Raw genomic sequence first — 17,096 nt, forward strand, 5'->3', positions numbered from 1 at the left:
TCGCCTCCGTTATTTGTAATGTCCACCAATTTTTTCGGCGCGGTGATACGCCTGCCCTGCACTTGTTAGGGACGAAGCGTGCAAGAGTGCAGCAGGTCCATACTTCATATGGATCGCATCAAATACTTTGCTGAGTCTGTCTTTTTTAAAATGGTGATCAAATAAACTCAGCTGATAGTGGCTGTCAGGCTGCAGCTGTGAGAGAGTAATGCCTACACTGCGAATGGGCTGGCCGTCCCAGTGCTGCTGGCATAGCTGAATGGCTGCGTCTGCAATATCTGTCCCGTACTGTGTGGGTGAATGGAGCTTGATTTGTCGATGAAATCCAGTCGGATGAGAAAAATCAGCGCCTCTTACGCCAACAGACACCGTTTGCCCAACATAATGCTTAAAGCGCGCACGTCTTGCCACTTCTTCACTCAATTCAAGAAGGGCGACTTTGATGTCCTCAAAAGACGCATAATCATGGGGAAGGGTCATATGATGCCCAACCGCTTTTTGCTGATCATGTGTGTGAAGAGTGACCGGGGAGGGATCGTGTCCTAAAGCTGTTCGCTGCAGAAGCTCCCCGTTGATTCCCCAGCGTTTTTTTAGCCGGTCTAACGGATAAGTAGCAAGCGTCCCGATGGTACTGATGCCCATTCGTTTTAAATGGTGCTCCATCCGTTTGCCGACGCCAAATAATTTTCCAATCGGAAGCGGCCATAAATCATCCGCAACCCGGTCTGCACGAAGCTCATAGATGCCAGATGTGTTTTTTTTAGCAAAATGGTCACAGGCCATTTTAGCGAGCACTTTATTAGGACCAATGCCAACACGTGCGTAAATGCCCGTCTGGTTCATAATGGTCGTTTGTATATTTTGAGCGATCTCGCGGGGCGAACCGAGTAGTGTCACACTTCCCGTAATATCGAGAAACTGTTCATCAATTGAATAGGGTTCGACAAGATCTGTATATTGTTCAAGCAGTTCTGTCATCATGACAGAGACATCAAGGTAGCGCTGCATACGTGGACGTACGACGACGGCTTCAGGGCATTTCTCCTGTGCTTCCCATAATCTTGATGCATTTTGTACGCCCCGTTTTTTAGCGAGGGGGCAGGCCGCAAGTACGACCCCGCTCCGCCGCTCGGGATCTCCTGAGACGATGAGCGGCACATCCTTCAAATGGGGAGCCTCCACTTTTTCGACTGACGCATAAAACGACTGCATATCCACAAGCAGAATGACTCGTTCATTCATGATTTTCACCTCTTAGAACGTATGTTCTGTATTACATTGTAACCGCCAGAAGGTGAAATTGATACTGGTAAATCATTCAAAGAGAAGAGTGTAAATCCATACAAAAAAGACGAAGTGGAGACACTTCGTCTTATCTGTGTAAAATGGGCTATTTTAAGCATGTACCAAGTTGTTGGATGTTTGGAGCGGCTCAGAACGCAAACGATAGGCCGTTAGCTTTTTCTTTGGCTTATGGGTAAACTGCCGCACCACATCCACGTGGTCATCGTAATGATATAGATAAAGGGTTACATCATGCTTGCCAAGCTTTGTTTGCATGGTAAGCGGCGCCGGCCCTTCCTGTGGATGAAGAAAACGCTCTTCGTCACCAGGATAAATATAATAGCGTTCAATAAAGATCGCATCATTAAAATGTTGAATAATTTCAGATGTTTGCTGATCATCGAGTGGACGTCCTTGAAACGTCATCGTTGTTTGATCACTTGTTACTTTTGCATGCACCGCATAACGACTAAAAAGGCGTTCAACAACACCAGAAGGCAGCGAAGTGACAAGCAGCTTTAAAAGACTAAACACAACAAGTGAAGTAACAATCCAAACCAATATCATCATCTCCAATAAACATTTGTTCCATTTCCTATATGAACCATCTTAACATAACAAAAGAATGAAACTTTCGCACAAAAAGTGAACTTTTTGAAATAAGTGTGAAGATTTAAAAGGAGATGGCAGTGAAAGGACGAAGAAGCAACAAAGCTGAAAGGAAAAAAGACTGGTTCATCATCTTTACAAACAAATGATTAGACAGGTAGACTATTGAAACAATTGATTTTTTGTGAAAAAAGCTCGGTACAGCTAAAAATGAAAAGGGGCGAGGCCATCATGATACGTCAAGTGAAGCCGTCAGATTTTTATGCGGTCACATCCGTCATTCAAAGCTGGTGGGGAGGCAGAGATTTGCGCGCGAAATTGCCAAAGCTATTTTTCGAACATTTTCAGAAAACAAGTTTTGTCGTTGTTGAAAAAGGTGAACTGATCGGCTTTTTAGTCGGTTTTTTATCGCAATCACATTCAGATGAAGCGTATATTCACTTTGTTGGGGTACATCCAGACCACCGGAAATTAAAGATTGGCAAAATTCTCTATCAAGCGTTTTATGAAGCGGCTGAAAAGGAAGGAAGAACAACGATTAAGGCCATTACAGCTCCTGTGAATAAAGTCTCGATTGCTTACCATACAAAGCTCGGTTTTCAGATAGAAAAGGGAGATAAAACAGTGGATGGCATTTCAGTTTTTTCAGATTACGACGGTATTCATGAAGACCGGGTGCTATTTGTGAAAAGGCTGGAGGCGAACGCATGATCATCAGACTGGATCAAAAAAATAAAGAACAAGCAAAAGAGCTGTTACATATCCAATTGGCCGCATATCAGCGGGAGGCAGAACAAATTGGCTATCAAGATTTACCGCCCTTAAAAGAAACGGTTAAAGACATAATAGAAACAGATGAGATTTTCATAGGATTTGAAAAAGAGGGGCATTTGTTAGGGATCGCTTCATATGAACTGCATGACGATCGGATCATTCTCAGCCGGTTAGCTGTGCACCCTCATCATGTCAAACAAGGAATCGGGACAGCGCTCATGCAATCCATTATCCAGCATCCAAAAACAATCGAGCTCACAACAGCGGAAGCAAATATACCAGCAATCAAGCTTTATGAAAAACTAGGGTTTAAACAGAAGGCCCGTTTGCAGGTGGAAAACAATCTGATGTTAACAAAGATGGAACGTTTGATGCTTCGAAAGGTGGAAGTGATTGAATACCAATCGAGCTGGCCAGAACAATTTCAAGATGAGCATGACAAGCTGAAAAAGATAGTTGGAGACAACTGGATATATGGCCACCATATTGGCAGTACGTCAGTCATAGGAATGGCCGCTAAGCCAATTATTGATATCTTGTTAGAGGTGAAACATATCAGCGGCTTAGATGAGTGTAACCACCTGTTTCGCCAGCTTGGTTATGAACCCCTCGGAGAAAATGGACTCAAGGGAAGACGTTTTTTTAGAAAAGGCGGCTTGAACCGAACACATCACGTTCACGCCTATGAAGCTGGCCATGATGATGTGAAAAGGCATTTGGTGTTCCGAGATTATTTAAAAGCTTCACCTGATCGTGCCAAAGCCTATGCAGATAAAAAGCGTCAATTGGCAAAAGCCTATCCTGAAGATATGGCAAGTTATATGAAAGGAAAAGATGGGCTCATTAAAGAAATTGAACAAGAAGCGTACAATTGGTCAGAGCAGTTTAAGACAAATAATTAGACATAAGAGCTGACAAGGCGTGAACATGTTTAATTGATGACTGATATGTTACAATGTAATACAATCAACGAAAAAAGGATGTTCGGCATGTATATTCATATAACAGAACCAGCAGCAGCGTTCCTTACAAAACAACAAGCAGGGCATGAAACAAAAGAACTGCTTCTTCGCTATGATTCAGATGGGTGCGGCTGTGCGGTAAGCGGTGTCCCAATGATTTGGCTCACAGGTGAAAGAACAGGTGAATGGGAAGAGCTCAAGCATAATCAGCTCTTTAAGCTGTACATACACACAGCACAAAAGGTCTTTTTTGACGAGGAAATGACGATTGATTTTAATGAAAAAGCCAACACACTCATGTTGAAAAGTCCTCAACAAATACTCAGCCCGAGAATGGGTATACTTGTAAAGTAAGGTGGAAATGTAGTGGATCAAAAGCTAAAAGTGATACAAAATACGGCACAGAATAAAACATGGGTGTCGTTTTTAAATAACAATCATCCCTATAGTCTTTTGCACTGGTCAATAGGTGGAATGGATTCGGTGAAAAAGGACGTTTGGCTTCTTCAAGATGAAGTCACATTTGAAACGGAAGAATTTCCAACGCTCGAATTAGCTGTCAATTGGATCAAAGAGAATATGGAACAAGTAACAGATGTATTATAAAAGCCCTTTTTCGAAAGGGTTTTTTTCGTGCGTTCATCATCTCATCAAACCGCACGGTTGTCTAATCTGAAAAATGATCTTTTGAAACAGAAAAAAGCCGTTTTTTAACACACAATTCGACAAAATGAGCAAGCTGGAAATGAAAAAATAAACGCTGTAAATGCCGAAAAATAGGCATTTGCAGCGTTTATTGCGGGATACCGAAAACTTTGCGAAAAATGACTTTTCATATTTCTTCCATTCGAGGAAATGTGATAGAATACAACATGTATCGTATATGAGAAGGGAGGTGCTAAAGTGAATTGAAGCTCAAGCTGTCATCGCCTCAGGTTGGTATCAAAATAAACGAATGGTATAGGCAGATTTGCGGATTTCATGTAATGAAAGCAGAGAAGCTGAAGGCGGAGATCGAGCAGGAAATCCTCGAGATGGAGCAGGATCAAAACTTGTTATTGTTTTACCAGCTGATGGATTTTCGCCACAAGGTGATGCTTGAATATTTTGAACCGGCAAAGAAAGCCTCGAATGATGAAGAGATTAAGAATTTGCTAGAAACGATTGAACATTCACAAACGAAATTAACGGATATGCTTGAATATTATGTTCATTTTTTCACAGGAATGTTTGAATTTGAACAGAGAAACTATTTAAGTGCCATTGCTTATTACCGCTCAGCAGAAAAAAAGCTCAATCTCATATCAGATGATATAGAAAGAGCAGAATTTTACTTTAAATTAGCAGAAATTTACTACCACATGAAACAAACCCACTTTTCGATGCACTATGCCTTGCAAGCGTTAGATACGTATTCTGCCTACAGAACGTACACGCTGAGAATCATCCACTGTGAATTTGTCATTGGTGCAAACTATGATGATTTGAAATGCTATGAACATGCATTGCCCTACTTTAAAAATGCTCTAAAGCGAGCACGCTCAATTGGAAACCCTCGAGTCATAGGTTCGGCCCTTTTCAACTTAGGTAACTGTTATTATCAAATGAACGATCTTGCGGGAGCAAGCCGTTATCTGAAAGACTCTATTGAAGTGTTTGAAAAGGAGAATTTAACCCATCTTAATCGCTCTCTAGACCCACTATTTATGCTGACACAAATCCTGTTTAAACAAAAACAAATAGAAGAGTCGTTAACCCTCTATCAACAAGGTATTATGAAGGCCTGTGAATTAGAAGATGAAATTTACATCTGCAAATTTCAGTTCTTAAAAGCATTGTACGTTGATGCAGACATAACAATCATAGACGATACATTAGACCTGCTCGAGGACAAGCGCTTATACCCAGATATTGAGGAATTGGCACTTGATGCGGCTCATTATTACAATGAGCTTGGACTGTTTGAAGTATCTACCCGGTTTTACGAAAGGAAAATTCAAGCCATATCAAAAATTCAAAATGGGGGTCATTTATATGAAAACGAGTTTGATAGTTCTTTTATTGGCAGCAACTGCAGGATTATCGGTCATGAGTCAGCAGCAATCGGAAGAGAGCCATATGGAGCTTGCGGGCAGACACCATACAACAGTGGTGACTATCGCATAAGTTAGCTCAAAAAGAGGGGACGAACTGCTGTTCATTCTCCTCTTTTATCTTCATTCAATTCAAACCTTTGAAGAAATGCTTGAATTTCGTACTCATAAGCTTCCTTATTTTCGCTAAAAGACATTGCATGCGCACCGTGTGGCGCAATAAATAACTGTTTGGCACCCTTTTTTCGTGCATATAACTGCTGACTTTGCTCACAGGGGATATAGTCGTCATGGCGGCTATGGATAAAAAGTACAGGTTCTTTCACCTGATCGATCACATCAAGAGGGGAAACTTGCCGGATGCGGTATCCGTCCCGCCATTTTAAGACTTGATCACTTAGTGGAAGAATCCACTCTCCTGAAAGGCGAAAATCTGTTTTTAATCGATACAGAAGCTGGTCCTCAAAAGAAGCAAAAGGGCAGTCTGCTATGTAGAAACTGGCGTTTGCTTCCGGCTTTGCGGCATATAACAAGGTCGTGACTGCACCCATTGATTCTCCGTGTATCCCAATGATGGCACTTTCTCCGAGTCTTTGTCTGAGCCACTGCACCATCTGCGCTAAATCTTCTTTTTCATAATATCCATAACTCGTGGTTTTCCCGCCGCTCATCCCATGTCTTCTATGATCATAAAGCATCACATTCCATCCGAGCCTTTGGAATAATTTCATATACTTAACGGAATTAATCAAACTGACTGTAACACCGTGGCAAAGGACGATTGTGCGTGTTGTTTGAGGATACGGCACAAAATAACCATGGAGATCATAACCAAATGCTGAAGGAATACACACTTTCTCTTTTTTAAGGTGTTGAAATTCCTCGTGATGATAATGGCCTCCATCTGATTCTCGTTTGATGAGCTCTTCATCCGTTAATTTTCGAATATACATCATTTTATTGGTGAAAAAAATGCCGATTGCAGCGAGTGGACATAACATGAAGGCAAATATAGCAATCCATTTCTTCATCTAGCCGATTCTTCCTTTCTGGAGTTTTTTCTATGACGATCATACCACATGTTGGTAGATTGCCGTGCCTCTTGCTCAGAAAATAAAACGGATGATACACTAAGTCAAAAGGAGAGAGGCACAATGAAAAAGACCAATCAAGATCAAGCGAAATTAAAGGACGGCATAAACGATGATGTCAAACAGCAGCTTCTTCAAATGAAGCAGAACCTTGCCGTCGAGACAGAAAAAAGAGAAGAACAAAAACGACAAGACCTCCTTCGGCAGCAGAAAGAAAAAGAAAAAAACAAAAGCTTTTCAGAGCTGCTAGATGAAAGCCATTTAGACTGGAGAAAGTATAAAAGCTAAAAAAGGGAGCAATGATGCTCCTTTTTTTCATGCCATCATCTTGAGATAGATCCACAGGAAACATAAGTGCTTAAAGAAAAGCACTTCCGCTTCCTTCTCTTTTTAAGAGAGGAAAATCCACTTTATCAGATGAACTGATCGAATAAGCTACAATCAGCTCCAGAAAAAAGGTGCATAAACGGAGCTGTGCAATAGAGGCTTCTCCACAGACTGTTGAGCATGAAAAAGAGTTCATCATCATACATACGCTAAAATAAAAAATTGTAGAAAAACATAAGTTTTTCTACAATCTGAGAGATCACATGATGTGATCTTTTTTCTTATTTGAACCGGTGCGCCTCATACACAGATGGTTTTGTATAGTAAGTTAATGCTTTAACTTCTTGGTCACTTAAAGAACGTGCATTTGCTGCTGCTATATTTTCTTTTAACTGATCCACTGAGCTAGCGCCAAATACAACGGAACTGACCGCAGAATGTTTCAGTATATACTGAATGGACAGTTCAGTGAGTGATAGGTCATAAGCGACTTTCTTTAAAGAAGGAATGATCTGTTGAAGCTCTTCAAATGAATATTGAAGATAGCCGTTTTTTTGAATCGCTGCACTTGCTTGAGAAAGTGGTTTTTCAGTTAATAATCCTTTCGCTAAAGGACCTCTTGCGACGACACTAATGCTTTGTTCTTCAAGAAGAGAGAACCATTCTTCTGGGCGGCGGTCGAGTAAACTATATTGCATCATCACGCTTACGATATTCGACTTTTTGGCATATTCTTTTATGACATTTGGACGGATAGATGAAATGCCATAATAGCGAATAACGCCTTCCTCTACTAATTCTTCAAAAGCCTCAATTGTTTCATCAATGGGGTCATCAATCGTGCCTCCGTGCAATTGATATAAATCAATATAATCTGTTTGAAGCCGCTTGAGGCTTTGTTTGACTGCTTCCTTTATGTACGCTTTTGAAGGGTCCCAGTCCCAGCCTGGTTTGCCTTTTTCAAAGCGGTTGCCGCCTTTTGTCGCCAAAATCAAATCTTGCCGTCTGTTTTTAATGGCTTCTCCGACAATTTCCTCATTTGTCCCAAAATCATATAAATCGGCTGTATCCAAATAGTTAATTCCGAGATCAATGGCCTCATCTAATAAAGAGAGCGCTTTTTCTTTTTCAGTCCCAAGAGACATGCATCCTAGTGCCGCCTCGCTCACTAAGAGATCTGAGGTGCCAATTCGTCTTTTTTTCAATTCCATCACACTCCTATCCTTTCACATTAAGTGAAAAAAATCAGGAATTCAAGCTAGGTGATTTCAAATGGCGCATTGAAGCAAGCGTTTCGCTTTTCGCTTCTCTTAAATCATCTATGTTAAAATAAATGAAGTAAAAAGTGAAAGTAGAACGAGGAGCTGACAAATTTGAAGGACTTTGAAGAAAAAACATTATCGTCGAAAGAATTATACAACGGAAAAATCATTGATTTGGTTCTTGAAGATGTAGAATTGCCTAATGGAAAACAAGGCAAACGCGAAATCATTAAACATCCTGGAGCAGTAGCCGTCATTGCACGTACAGACGAAAATAAAATCATCTTGGTCAAACAATACCGAAAAGCACTAGAGAGAGCCATCGTTGAAATTCCGGCTGGAAAACTAGAAAAAGGGGAAGAGCCGGCACATACAGCATTGAGAGAATTGGAAGAAGAAACAGGATATACAACTCAGCAGCTTCAAAAGCTGACGGCCTTTTATACATCACCTGGTTTTGCAGATGAAATTGTCCACATCTATCTAGCGGATCAGCTAGTTCCGCTTGAAGAAAAAAGAGAGCTGGATGAAGATGAATTTGTCGAAGTGATGGAAGTTTCATTAGAAGAAGCCTTGCACCTTATTGAAGAGCAGCATATTTACGATGCAAAAACGGCCTATGCCATTCAGTACTTACAACTGCAAGAGGTACTTGAGTCAACAAAATGAAGGAATTTTTTGCAGACTTCCATATTCATATTGGCAGAACAAGAACAGGCAGAGCTGTCAAAATTACAGGTGCAAGGTCACTGACAATTGACCAAATTCTCATTGAAGCAGCAGAAAGTAAAGGAATGGGGATGATTGGTGTGATTGATGCACAATCTCCAGAAGTCCTAGAAGAATTAATAGAGGGTGTAGAGGAAGGCAGGTACACTGAACTAAGTGACGGCGGTTTATCATTTGGACAGACAGTGCTGCTTTTAGGCAGTGAATTAGAAATCAATGATGACCATTCAAAGGGCCCGATTCATGTGCTTGCATTTATGCCCACTCTACACAAAATGTCTGAGTTTTCCGCATGGCTTTCGCTTCATATGAAAAATGTGCATTTGAGTTCACAGCGCCTCTATGTTGATGGGAAAACACTTCAGCGCAAGGTTAAAGAGCTAGGAGGATTGTTTATTCCTGCTCATATATTCACGCCGCATAAAAGTCTATACGGCAAAGGCGTCAACACTTCTTTAATGGAAGTATTTGATCCTGATCTTATTGATGCTGTTGAGCTTGGTCTTAGCTGCGATACGTCAATGGCGTCTCAGCTGAGTGAGCTGAACCGTTATCCCTTTTTAACGAATTCAGATGCTCATTCTTTAGGGAAAATCGCACGGGAATATACAAAAATCAAAATGGATCATGCCTCTTTTGCCGAATTCAAGCTAGCCCTTGAAGAAAAAGATGGCAGAGCCGTCACAGGAAATTATGGACTTGCTCCGCGGCTTGGGAAGTACTATCATACGACCTGCGAGAAATGCGCGGTAAGACCTCACGCACCAGATCAAGAAGAGTGCCACGTATGCGGACATACCCGGATGACAAAAGGAGTGAGTGAGCGTTTAAAGGAGCTTGCTGACCAAGAAAGTGAAAAAGGAACGAGACCTCCTTATATTCATCAGCTCCCGCTTCAGTTTATTCCGGGTGTTGGACCCAAAACGCTGGAGAAGCTAAAAGCCGTGTTTCACACAGAGATGAATATTCTACATCAAGCAACAGAACAAGAACTAAAAGCCGTTCTGCCAGAAAAGACAGCGGACTACATCATCAAAGCAAGGAAGGGTGAAGTCGGACTGATCGCTGGTGGAGGCGGAGTGTATGGTAAGGTGGATATCAATCATGAGTCACATTAAATGGACATGTCAAACGTTTGAACAATTGTCAAAAGAGGATCTTTACTTGATTCTCATGGAAAGAGTCAACGTGTTTGTTGTAGAACAAACATGCCCTTACCCTGAAATTGATCACCGGGACCAAGAAGCGCTTCATCTCATCGCAAAAGAGAACGGTACCATTGTGGCTTATTGCCGAATTTTCCAAAACGGGATCATGTACAAGGAGGCGTCCATCGGCCGCGTTCTTGTGACGCAGGCCGGCCGGAAAAAAGGCTATGGAAAGATGCTGCTCATCAAGGCTTTGGAAAAGCTTAGTGAACTAGGTGAAACAAGTGTCAAAATACAGGCGCAAGCCTACCTGAAGTCATTTTACGAATCATTTGGTTTCAAGGCCGTCTCAGATGTTTATGACGAAGATGGGATTCCGCATTTTGATATGGTGAAAACAGAAAGATAGACGTGTATACGTCTATCTTTTTTATGTAACATCGTGTATCATAACGTCAACGAAAGGGGTTTTGCCAAATGGGAAAAAGCAAAGCAAAGAAAAAACGAGAGCATATCCAAAGGCAGCACAGCCGAAATCCAGAACTGTCGAGAGGAAACATGCCGCATTTTAGCACACACGAAAGGAAGACAAAAACAAAACAAGAAGCCTTGAAGCATATGATGAAAAAACATAAAGGACGAAATGCTTATGATCACTATCAAGAGGATCATAAGCATTTTTATTTTGCTTTTTTGTGACAACTAGATCAAATAAATGGAAAATTTTAAAAAATAGGACAAACGGTCGTTTCTTTTTGTCTAAAAATGTAGTTAAATGACAAAAAGAAACGAAAGGGAGAGTGAGTATCGTGAACGTCAAGTCATTTGGAGCAGGGCTTTGTATGGCAAGTGTGCTTGTGGCATCGGTCATGTTTGGCGCGTCAGATATTTCAGCAAAGGAGCAAGCAAAAAAAGAGTACATGATCGGCTTTTCTTCTTCCGTTCAAGACAAAACACAAAAACAGCTTGTAGAAGAAGCTGGCGGGCATGTGAAAGAATCCATAGAGCAAATAGATATGATGAAAGTGTCGTTGAATGAGACTTCGAAAAAGAAACTTAATGAAGCAAAAGAAGTGACCTTCATTGAGGAAGACCAAAAAGCAAAAACAAACAGTCAAACTGTTCCATACGGCATCAAAAGCATCAAAGCACAAAAGGTACATAAACAAGGATACGCTGGACAGAATGTCAAAGTAGCCATTCTTGACAGCGGCATCGACGGCAAACATGAGGATTTACATGTCACCGGCGGGGTGAGCTTTGTTCCGGCAGAGTCTGATCCGCTTGTTGATCCGCATAAACATGGAACGCATGTGGCAGGCACAATTGCCGCATTAGATAATAAGGTAGGTGTCGTGGGTATTGCGCCAAAAGCTTCTATCTATGCTGTCAAGGTGGCAGATGAAAATGGCGACGGCTACTATAGCTGGATCATAAAAGGGATTGAATGGGCCATTGAGAATGACATGGATGTCATCAATATTAGTATGGGGGGCGCAAGTGAATCTGAGGCGCTGAAAGAAGCGGTAGATCGAGCGTATGATAAAGGGATTCTCATTGTGGCTTCTGCAGGGAATGAAGGAAGCTATGGCTCTCTCAATACGATTGACTATCCGGCTAAATACAGCTCAGTCATGGCAGTTGCCTCTGTTGACCAAAGAAAGCAAAGAGCCTTTGATTCATCTGTTGGCGAGGAATTGGAAGTCTCAGCACCAGGCGTTTCAACGCTGAGCACCATTCCTCATAACGAATATGGCTACATGAGCGGAACGTCAATGGCATCACCGCATGTAGCGGGTGCTGCGGCTGTCATTCTATCAAAACATCCGAATCTGACAAACGATGAAGTGCGTGAGAGACTGTCAAAAACGGCGACAAAACTTGGAGAACCTTTTTATTATGGTGCAGGGCTTGTGAATGTACAAAAAGCCGCGCGATAAATGAAAAAGAGAAAGCGGTGAGCAGGCTGCTTTCTCTTTTTTCTTTCGATAAAACTGTCATGTTTCGTAATCTCTCTCATAGAATCTAGTAACCTTACTATTTGGGAGGAAGACACATGCGGAAAAAGTCTTGGAAGGAACATCTTCTTCAGCACGTAAAAGACCATCTCTCGATTTATTTATTTGTCTCTGTACTCTTTTTAATGGGTGTGATCTTCGGGGCGATTATTGTCAATAGCATGACATTCAGTCAGAAAGAGGATTTATTCTATTATTTAAATCAATTTTTTGGTCAGCTGACGAATGAGAAAGCAGCAGAATCAAAAGAAATGTTTATACAAAGCTTTCTGCATCATATGAAATATTTAGGCCTTATGTGGATACTGGGAATATCCATCATTGGTCTGCCGCTCATCTTTCTCATGATCTTTTTAAAAGGAATTGTTGTTGGGTTTACTGTTGGTTTTCTCGTGAATCAAATGGGGCTGAGTGGATTTTTTCTCTCGTTCGTATCGGTGCTTCCGCAAAACATTTTGCTTATTCCAGCCTATTTAGTGATTGGCACCTGTGCGATTGCATTTTCCATCCGTCTCATTGGACAGCTTTTCATGAAAAAAACCATCAGTCAAGCACCCGTCCAGTGGTTTGGCCGGTATGCATCTGTTCTGCTGATGATTTTAGCGCTTGCTGCACTTTCGTCTTTTTTTGAATCGTACATATCATTCATGCTGATGAAAAAGCTGGCAGGTGTTCTTTTATAATTGTTATTAATTAATAATCAATTTATTTATCAATTTAAAATGATTATAGTTGGCTCTCAGCACATCATTTGATATAATGATCAAGTAATGTGGCGTAGGAGGGAAAGTCAATGGAAAATAGGATTGATCGAATTAAGAAACAGCTTCATTCTTCCAGCTACAAGCTCACGCCACAGCGTGAAGCCACAGTAAGAGTACTGCTTGAGAATGAAGAAGACCATTTAAGTGCAGAAGATGTATACCTCCTCGTAAAAGAGAAGTCTCCTGAAATTGGTCTTGCTACTGTTTATCGGACGTTAGAATTGCTCACTGAACTGAAAGTTGTTGATAAAATTAACTTTGGAGACGGCGTTTCGCGATATGATCTTCGCAAAGAAGGAGCCGCTCACTTCCATCATCATCTTGTCTGCATGGAATGCGGAACAGTCGATGAGATAGAAGAAGATTTATTAGAAGATGTCGAAGAGATTATTGAACGTGACTGGAAATTTAAAATTAAGGATCATAGATTGACATTCCATGGTATTTGCCACCGGTGTCATGATGATGAATCCGGCAAATAATCCGAATTGGAACCTTTTCATTTAAGATGAAGAGGTTTTTTGCATTTTCGCTGTATATTCCTTGTCCTACCTGGCATATGCTGAAGTAATGAGAAGGTGAGAAAGGACTTGAAGATCATGCGAAAATGGCTCAAAACAACAGGGGAAGTGATGAAAGTATTTATCTTGTTCACTGGTTTTACCGTCCTGTTCTATTATGCTATGATATGGATAAATTCAGAATATGAAAGCTACCATCGTTATGATAAACCAGAGGGTGCAGCAATTAAAGTGATGGAAATGGATCAGCCGAATCAAGACAACTGGCAAGACCGATTGATTTATTTTTATCAAAACGGGGAGTAGAAATCATTGAACGATCAATTATCCGACTTTATTCATTTTATGACCGTAGAGAGAGGACTCTCTGAAAATACCATTGTTTCTTATAAAAGAGATTTACAGAACTACTTGTCTTTTTTAATGACACATGAACAGCTGACGGATATTGGCGATGTCACACGCCTGCATATCATTCATTATTTAAAGCAGCTAAAAGAGGAAGGGAAATCGAGTAAAACGTCTGTACGGCATCTATCATCGATCCGTTCCTTTCATCAATTTCTGCTTCGGGAAAAAGTGACAACGGATGACCCGTCATGGAACATTGAAACGCAAAAAACAGAGCGGACTTTACCGAAAGTTCTATCATTAGGAGAGGTTGAAAAGCTGCTTGATACACCAAATCAGCACACTCCCTTTGACTACCGAGACAAAGCGATGCTTGAGCTCTTATATGCAACAGGCATTCGCGTCAGTGAAATGCTGGATCTGACCCTTGCCGATGTTCACCTCACAATGGGCTTTATCCGCTGTTTTGGAAAAGGAAGAAAAGAGCGTATTGTGCCAATCGGTGAAGCTGCTGCAAGTGCGATTGAAGAATATCTCGAAAAGGGAAGAAGCAAGCTGTTAAAAAAACAGCCGTCAGATGCCCTATTTCTCAATCATCACGGGAAAAAAATGTCGCGCCAGGGCTTCTGGAAGAACTTAAAAAAACGAGCCATCGAAGCAGGGATTCAAAAGGAACTGACGCCTCATACGCTCAGACATTCATTTGCTACACACCTGCTTGAAAACGGTGCGGACTTAAGAGCTGTACAGGAGATGCTCGGACATGCCGATATCTCAACAACACAAATTTATACACATGTGACGAAAACAAGACTGAAAGATGTGTATCACAAATTCCATCCAAGGGCATAAGTAAAGCATGACACAGTGAACGGGTGTCATGCTTTTTCATGTTTACACCGTTTATGGTTGTCAACTGGCTTGTAAACGGTTTATACTTGAGATGTCTGACCTCTCACTGTTTGTAAGGTCAAAAGACAAGAATATTGAAGGAGGCGCTTTTTAATGCCTGATTATCAGTATAAACGCATTTTTCTCGTCGTCATGGATTCAGTAGGAATTGGGGAAGCACCAGATGCTGCTGATTTTAATGATGTAGGTGCAGATACACTTGGACATATTGCTGAAAAAATGAACGGGCTTCATATGCCGAATATGGCGAAGCTTGGGCTGAGTCATATTAAAGAAATCAAAGGAATTCCAGCGGATGAAAAACCGCTTGCGTATTATGGAAAAATGCAAGAAGCATCAAACGGTAAAGACACAATGACAGGACACTGGGAAATCATGGGTCTTTACATAGACACACCGTTCAAAGTCTTTCCAGAAGGATTCCCAGATGAACTATTAAATGAACTAAAAGAAAAAACTGGCCGAGGTATTATTGGAAATAAGCCTGCGTCTGGTACGGAAATTTTAGATGAGCTTGGCGAAGAGCACATGAAAACAGGCGATTTAATCGTTTATACATCTGCGGATTCTGTGCTGCAAATTGCTGCGCACGAAGAAGTTGTGCCATTAGATGAGCTTTACCGTATTTGTGAAATTGCCCGTGAACTTACATTAGATGAAAAATATATGGTTGGACGGATTATCGCTCGTCCGTTTGTCGGAGAGCCTGGCGCATTTGTTAGAACGCCAAACCGTCATGACTATGCGTTAAAACCATTTGACCGTACAGTCATGAATGAACTGAAAGATGATGGGCTTGATGTCATTGCGATCGGAAAAATCTCTGATATTTATGACGGCGAAGGAATCACATCATCTCTTAGAACAAAATCGAACATGGATGGAATGGACAAGCTGGTCGATACACTTAAAACAGACTTTACAGGACTCAGCTTTTTAAACCTTGTTGATTTTGACGCTCTTTACGGACATAGAAGAGATCCAGAGGGTTATGGAAAAGCACTAGAGGAATTTGACGCACGTCTTCCTGAAGTGTTTGATCTGTTGAAAGAGGATGATCTTCTTGTGATCACAGCAGATCATGGAAATGACCCGGTTCATCACGGAACAGACCATACAAGAGAATACGTTCCGCTCATTGCTTACAGCAAAAAGCATCAGGAAGCAAATGAACTGCCAACAGCAAAAACGTTTGCTGATCTTGGGGCAACCGTTGCAGATAATTTCAAGTCAACGATGCCAAAATACGGAACAAGCTTTTTATCTAAACTCAAATAGGGGGAAATCTCGTGGGAGCACAGTTTTCAGAAGCGGCGGCATACATTAAACAAGCATCGACATATGTACCAACAGTTGGGCTCATTTTAGGATCAGGGCTTGGCATTTTAGCAGATGAAATTGAAAATCCAATCAAAATAAAATATGAAGATATTCCTGGATTCCCTGTTTCAACAGTAGAGGGACATGCAGGGCAGCTCGTGATCGGAACGCTGAAAGGTACTGTCGTTTGCGCTATGCAAGGACGTTTTCATTTCTATGAAGGATATGATATGAAGCAAGTGACATTTCCTGTCCGTGTGATGAAAGAAATTGGCATTGAAACATGCATTGTCACAAATGCAGCTGGCGGTGTGAATACTTCATTCCGTCCAGGAGATCTCATGCTGATCACAGATCATATCAATATGATGGGAACCAATCCATTAATTGGACCAAATGACAGTCAAGGCGTTCGCTTCCCTGATATGTCTGCACCGTACGATAAAAAATTGCTGGCACTTGCAGAAGAAACAGCCCAGCGTTTAGGCATATCTGTGCAGCAAGGTGTTTATGCAGGGATGACAGGCCCTTCATATGAAACACCTGCTGAAGTTCGTTTCCTAAGAACACTTGGAGCAGATGCTGTTGGAATGTCGACTGTTCCAGAAGTCATTGTTGCGCGTCATGCAGGAATCAGAGTGCTTGGCATTTCATGCATTTCCAATGCGGCATCTGGTATTTTGGATCAGCCGCTGTCTCATGATGAAGTGATCGAAGTAACGGAAAAAGTGAAAGCAAGTTTTCTTGATTTAGTAAAAGACATTGTCAAACAACTTTCATAGCATGTGTCCAGAAGCCTTCTGCTACCCAAGCAGAAGGCTTTTTTTATTTGCAATCATACGATCTCTGAATAAAACAGCCTGTATGAGGAAAAAATAGAAAGGATTACGATAATGGAGGTCTGCCACTTGAAACGTCATATATGTGCATT

21 protein-coding genes are annotated in these 17,096 nt (G+C 41.3%); 17 read left to right on the top strand and 4 right to left on the bottom strand.

Annotated features, from left to right (window positions below):
• Nucleotides 1-9 precede the first annotated feature (9 nt).
• Nucleotides 10-1,242, bottom strand: coding sequence for a DNA polymerase IV (locus NSS92_RS03570; RefSeq protein ID WP_340866931.1), 1,233 nt, complete (start codon nt 1,240-1,242; stop codon nt 10-12).
• A gap of 153 nt (nt 1,243-1,395) precedes the next feature.
• Entirely contained in the window at nt 1,396-1,845 is a 450-nt protein-coding gene (locus NSS92_RS03575) for a YfmQ family protein (RefSeq protein ID WP_340866932.1), read from the bottom strand.
• A gap of 279 nt (nt 1,846-2,124) precedes the next feature.
• On the opposite strand from NSS92_RS03575, the gene NSS92_RS03580 reads away from it, so the two are divergent.
• The 5 genes from NSS92_RS03580 to NSS92_RS03600 all read left to right on the top strand — a co-directional run bounded on the left by NSS92_RS03580 (nt 2,125) and on the right by NSS92_RS03600 (nt 5,800).
• Entirely contained in the window at nt 2,125-2,604 is a 480-nt protein-coding gene (locus tag NSS92_RS03580) for a GNAT family N-acetyltransferase (protein ID WP_267587384.1), read from the top strand.
• Nucleotides 2,601-3,569: a GNAT family N-acetyltransferase gene (locus NSS92_RS03585; protein ID WP_340866933.1), complete on the top strand. Its 969-nt coding sequence runs from the start codon at nt 2,601-2,603 to the stop codon at nt 3,567-3,569. Before NSS92_RS03580 ends, NSS92_RS03585 begins: the two co-directional genes overlap by 4 nt.
• 87 nt (nt 3,570-3,656) lie before the next feature.
• Nucleotides 3,657-3,983: an iron-sulfur cluster biosynthesis family protein gene (locus NSS92_RS03590; protein ID WP_024428050.1), complete on the top strand. Its 327-nt coding sequence runs from the start codon at nt 3,657-3,659 to the stop codon at nt 3,981-3,983.
• 12 nt (nt 3,984-3,995) lie between these two features.
• A complete protein-coding gene (locus tag NSS92_RS03595; protein WP_095408938.1) occupies nt 3,996-4,235 on the top strand; it encodes a YqkC family protein in 240 nt (79 codons plus the stop codon).
• 302 nt (nt 4,236-4,537) lie between these two features.
• Nucleotides 4,538-5,800 carry a Rap family tetratricopeptide repeat protein gene (locus NSS92_RS03600; RefSeq protein ID WP_340866934.1) on the top strand — a complete coding sequence of 421 codons (1,263 nt, stop codon included), beginning with the start codon at nt 4,538-4,540 and terminating at the stop codon, nt 5,798-5,800.
• Nucleotides 5,801-5,826: 26 nt separating this feature from the next.
• Here NSS92_RS03600 and NSS92_RS03605 read toward each other — a convergent pair whose 3' ends face one another.
• A complete protein-coding gene (locus NSS92_RS03605) occupies nt 5,827-6,753 on the bottom strand; it encodes an alpha/beta hydrolase (protein ID WP_340866935.1) in 927 nt (308 codons plus the stop codon).
• 123 nt (nt 6,754-6,876) lie between these two features.
• Here NSS92_RS03605 and NSS92_RS03610 point away from each other — a divergent pair, with 123 nt between their 5' ends.
• Entirely contained in the window at nt 6,877-7,101 is a 225-nt protein-coding gene (locus tag NSS92_RS03610; protein WP_060697244.1) for a YqkE family protein, read from the top strand.
• Between the two features lie 320 nt (nt 7,102-7,421).
• Here NSS92_RS03610 and NSS92_RS03615 read toward each other — a convergent pair whose 3' ends face one another.
• Nucleotides 7,422-8,345: an aldo/keto reductase gene (locus NSS92_RS03615; RefSeq protein ID WP_270127884.1), complete on the bottom strand. Its 924-nt coding sequence runs from the start codon at nt 8,343-8,345 to the stop codon at nt 7,422-7,424.
• A gap of 168 nt (nt 8,346-8,513) precedes the next feature.
• Between NSS92_RS03615 and NSS92_RS03620 the strand changes: the two genes are divergently transcribed.
• The 11 genes from NSS92_RS03620 to NSS92_RS03670 all read left to right on the top strand — a co-directional run bounded on the left by NSS92_RS03620 (nt 8,514) and on the right by NSS92_RS03670 (nt 16,947).
• Nucleotides 8,514-9,071, top strand: a complete 558-nt coding sequence (locus tag NSS92_RS03620) for an NUDIX hydrolase (protein WP_024422878.1) — start codon at nt 8,514-8,516, stop codon at nt 9,069-9,071.
• Nucleotides 9,068-10,249: a TIGR00375 family protein gene (locus NSS92_RS03625; RefSeq protein WP_340866936.1), complete on the top strand. Its 1,182-nt coding sequence runs from the start codon at nt 9,068-9,070 to the stop codon at nt 10,247-10,249. Before NSS92_RS03620 ends, NSS92_RS03625 begins: the two co-directional genes overlap by 4 nt.
• On the top strand, nt 10,236-10,688 hold the full coding sequence (locus NSS92_RS03630) for a GNAT family N-acetyltransferase (protein WP_267587389.1): 453 nt from the start codon (nt 10,236-10,238) through the stop codon (nt 10,686-10,688). The genes NSS92_RS03625 and NSS92_RS03630 overlap by 14 nt, the downstream gene beginning before the upstream one ends.
• Before the next feature lie 68 nt (nt 10,689-10,756).
• Nucleotides 10,757-10,978: a hypothetical protein gene (locus NSS92_RS03635; protein ID WP_340866937.1), complete on the top strand. Its 222-nt coding sequence runs from the start codon at nt 10,757-10,759 to the stop codon at nt 10,976-10,978.
• A 110-nt stretch (nt 10,979-11,088) separates the two neighbouring features.
• On the top strand, nt 11,089-12,219 hold the full coding sequence (locus tag NSS92_RS03640; protein WP_340866938.1) for a S8 family peptidase: 1,131 nt from the start codon (nt 11,089-11,091) through the stop codon (nt 12,217-12,219).
• Between the two features lie 116 nt (nt 12,220-12,335).
• Entirely contained in the window at nt 12,336-12,980 is a 645-nt protein-coding gene (spoIIM, locus tag NSS92_RS03645) for a stage II sporulation protein M (protein WP_340866939.1), read from the top strand.
• 110 nt (nt 12,981-13,090) lie between these two features.
• On the top strand, nt 13,091-13,543 hold the full coding sequence (gene fur / locus NSS92_RS03650; RefSeq protein ID WP_024422872.1) for a ferric iron uptake transcriptional regulator: 453 nt from the start codon (nt 13,091-13,093) through the stop codon (nt 13,541-13,543).
• Nucleotides 13,544-13,660: 117 nt separating this feature from the next.
• Entirely contained in the window at nt 13,661-13,888 is a 228-nt protein-coding gene (locus NSS92_RS03655; RefSeq protein WP_003215798.1) for a YqzK family protein, read from the top strand.
• Between the two features lie 6 nt (nt 13,889-13,894).
• Complete coding sequence (xerD, locus tag NSS92_RS03660; RefSeq protein ID WP_340866940.1) at nt 13,895-14,785, top strand: site-specific tyrosine recombinase XerD; 891 nt, start codon at nt 13,895-13,897, stop codon at nt 14,783-14,785.
• Between the two features lie 153 nt (nt 14,786-14,938).
• Nucleotides 14,939-16,123 (top strand): phosphopentomutase, encoded by a 1,185-nt coding sequence (gene deoB / locus NSS92_RS03665; RefSeq protein ID WP_217008812.1) that lies wholly within the window; start codon nt 14,939-14,941, stop codon nt 16,121-16,123.
• An 11-nt stretch (nt 16,124-16,134) separates the two neighbouring features.
• Nucleotides 16,135-16,947 carry a purine-nucleoside phosphorylase gene (locus NSS92_RS03670; protein ID WP_340866942.1) on the top strand — a complete coding sequence of 271 codons (813 nt, stop codon included), beginning with the start codon at nt 16,135-16,137 and terminating at the stop codon, nt 16,945-16,947.
• Nucleotides 16,948-17,096: the final 149 nt, after the last annotated feature.

This window comes from Bacillus sp. FSL M8-0166 (genome assembly GCF_038008825.1).
GTDB classification, from domain to species: Bacteria; Bacillota; Bacilli; order Bacillales; family Bacillaceae; genus Bacillus; species Bacillus safensis.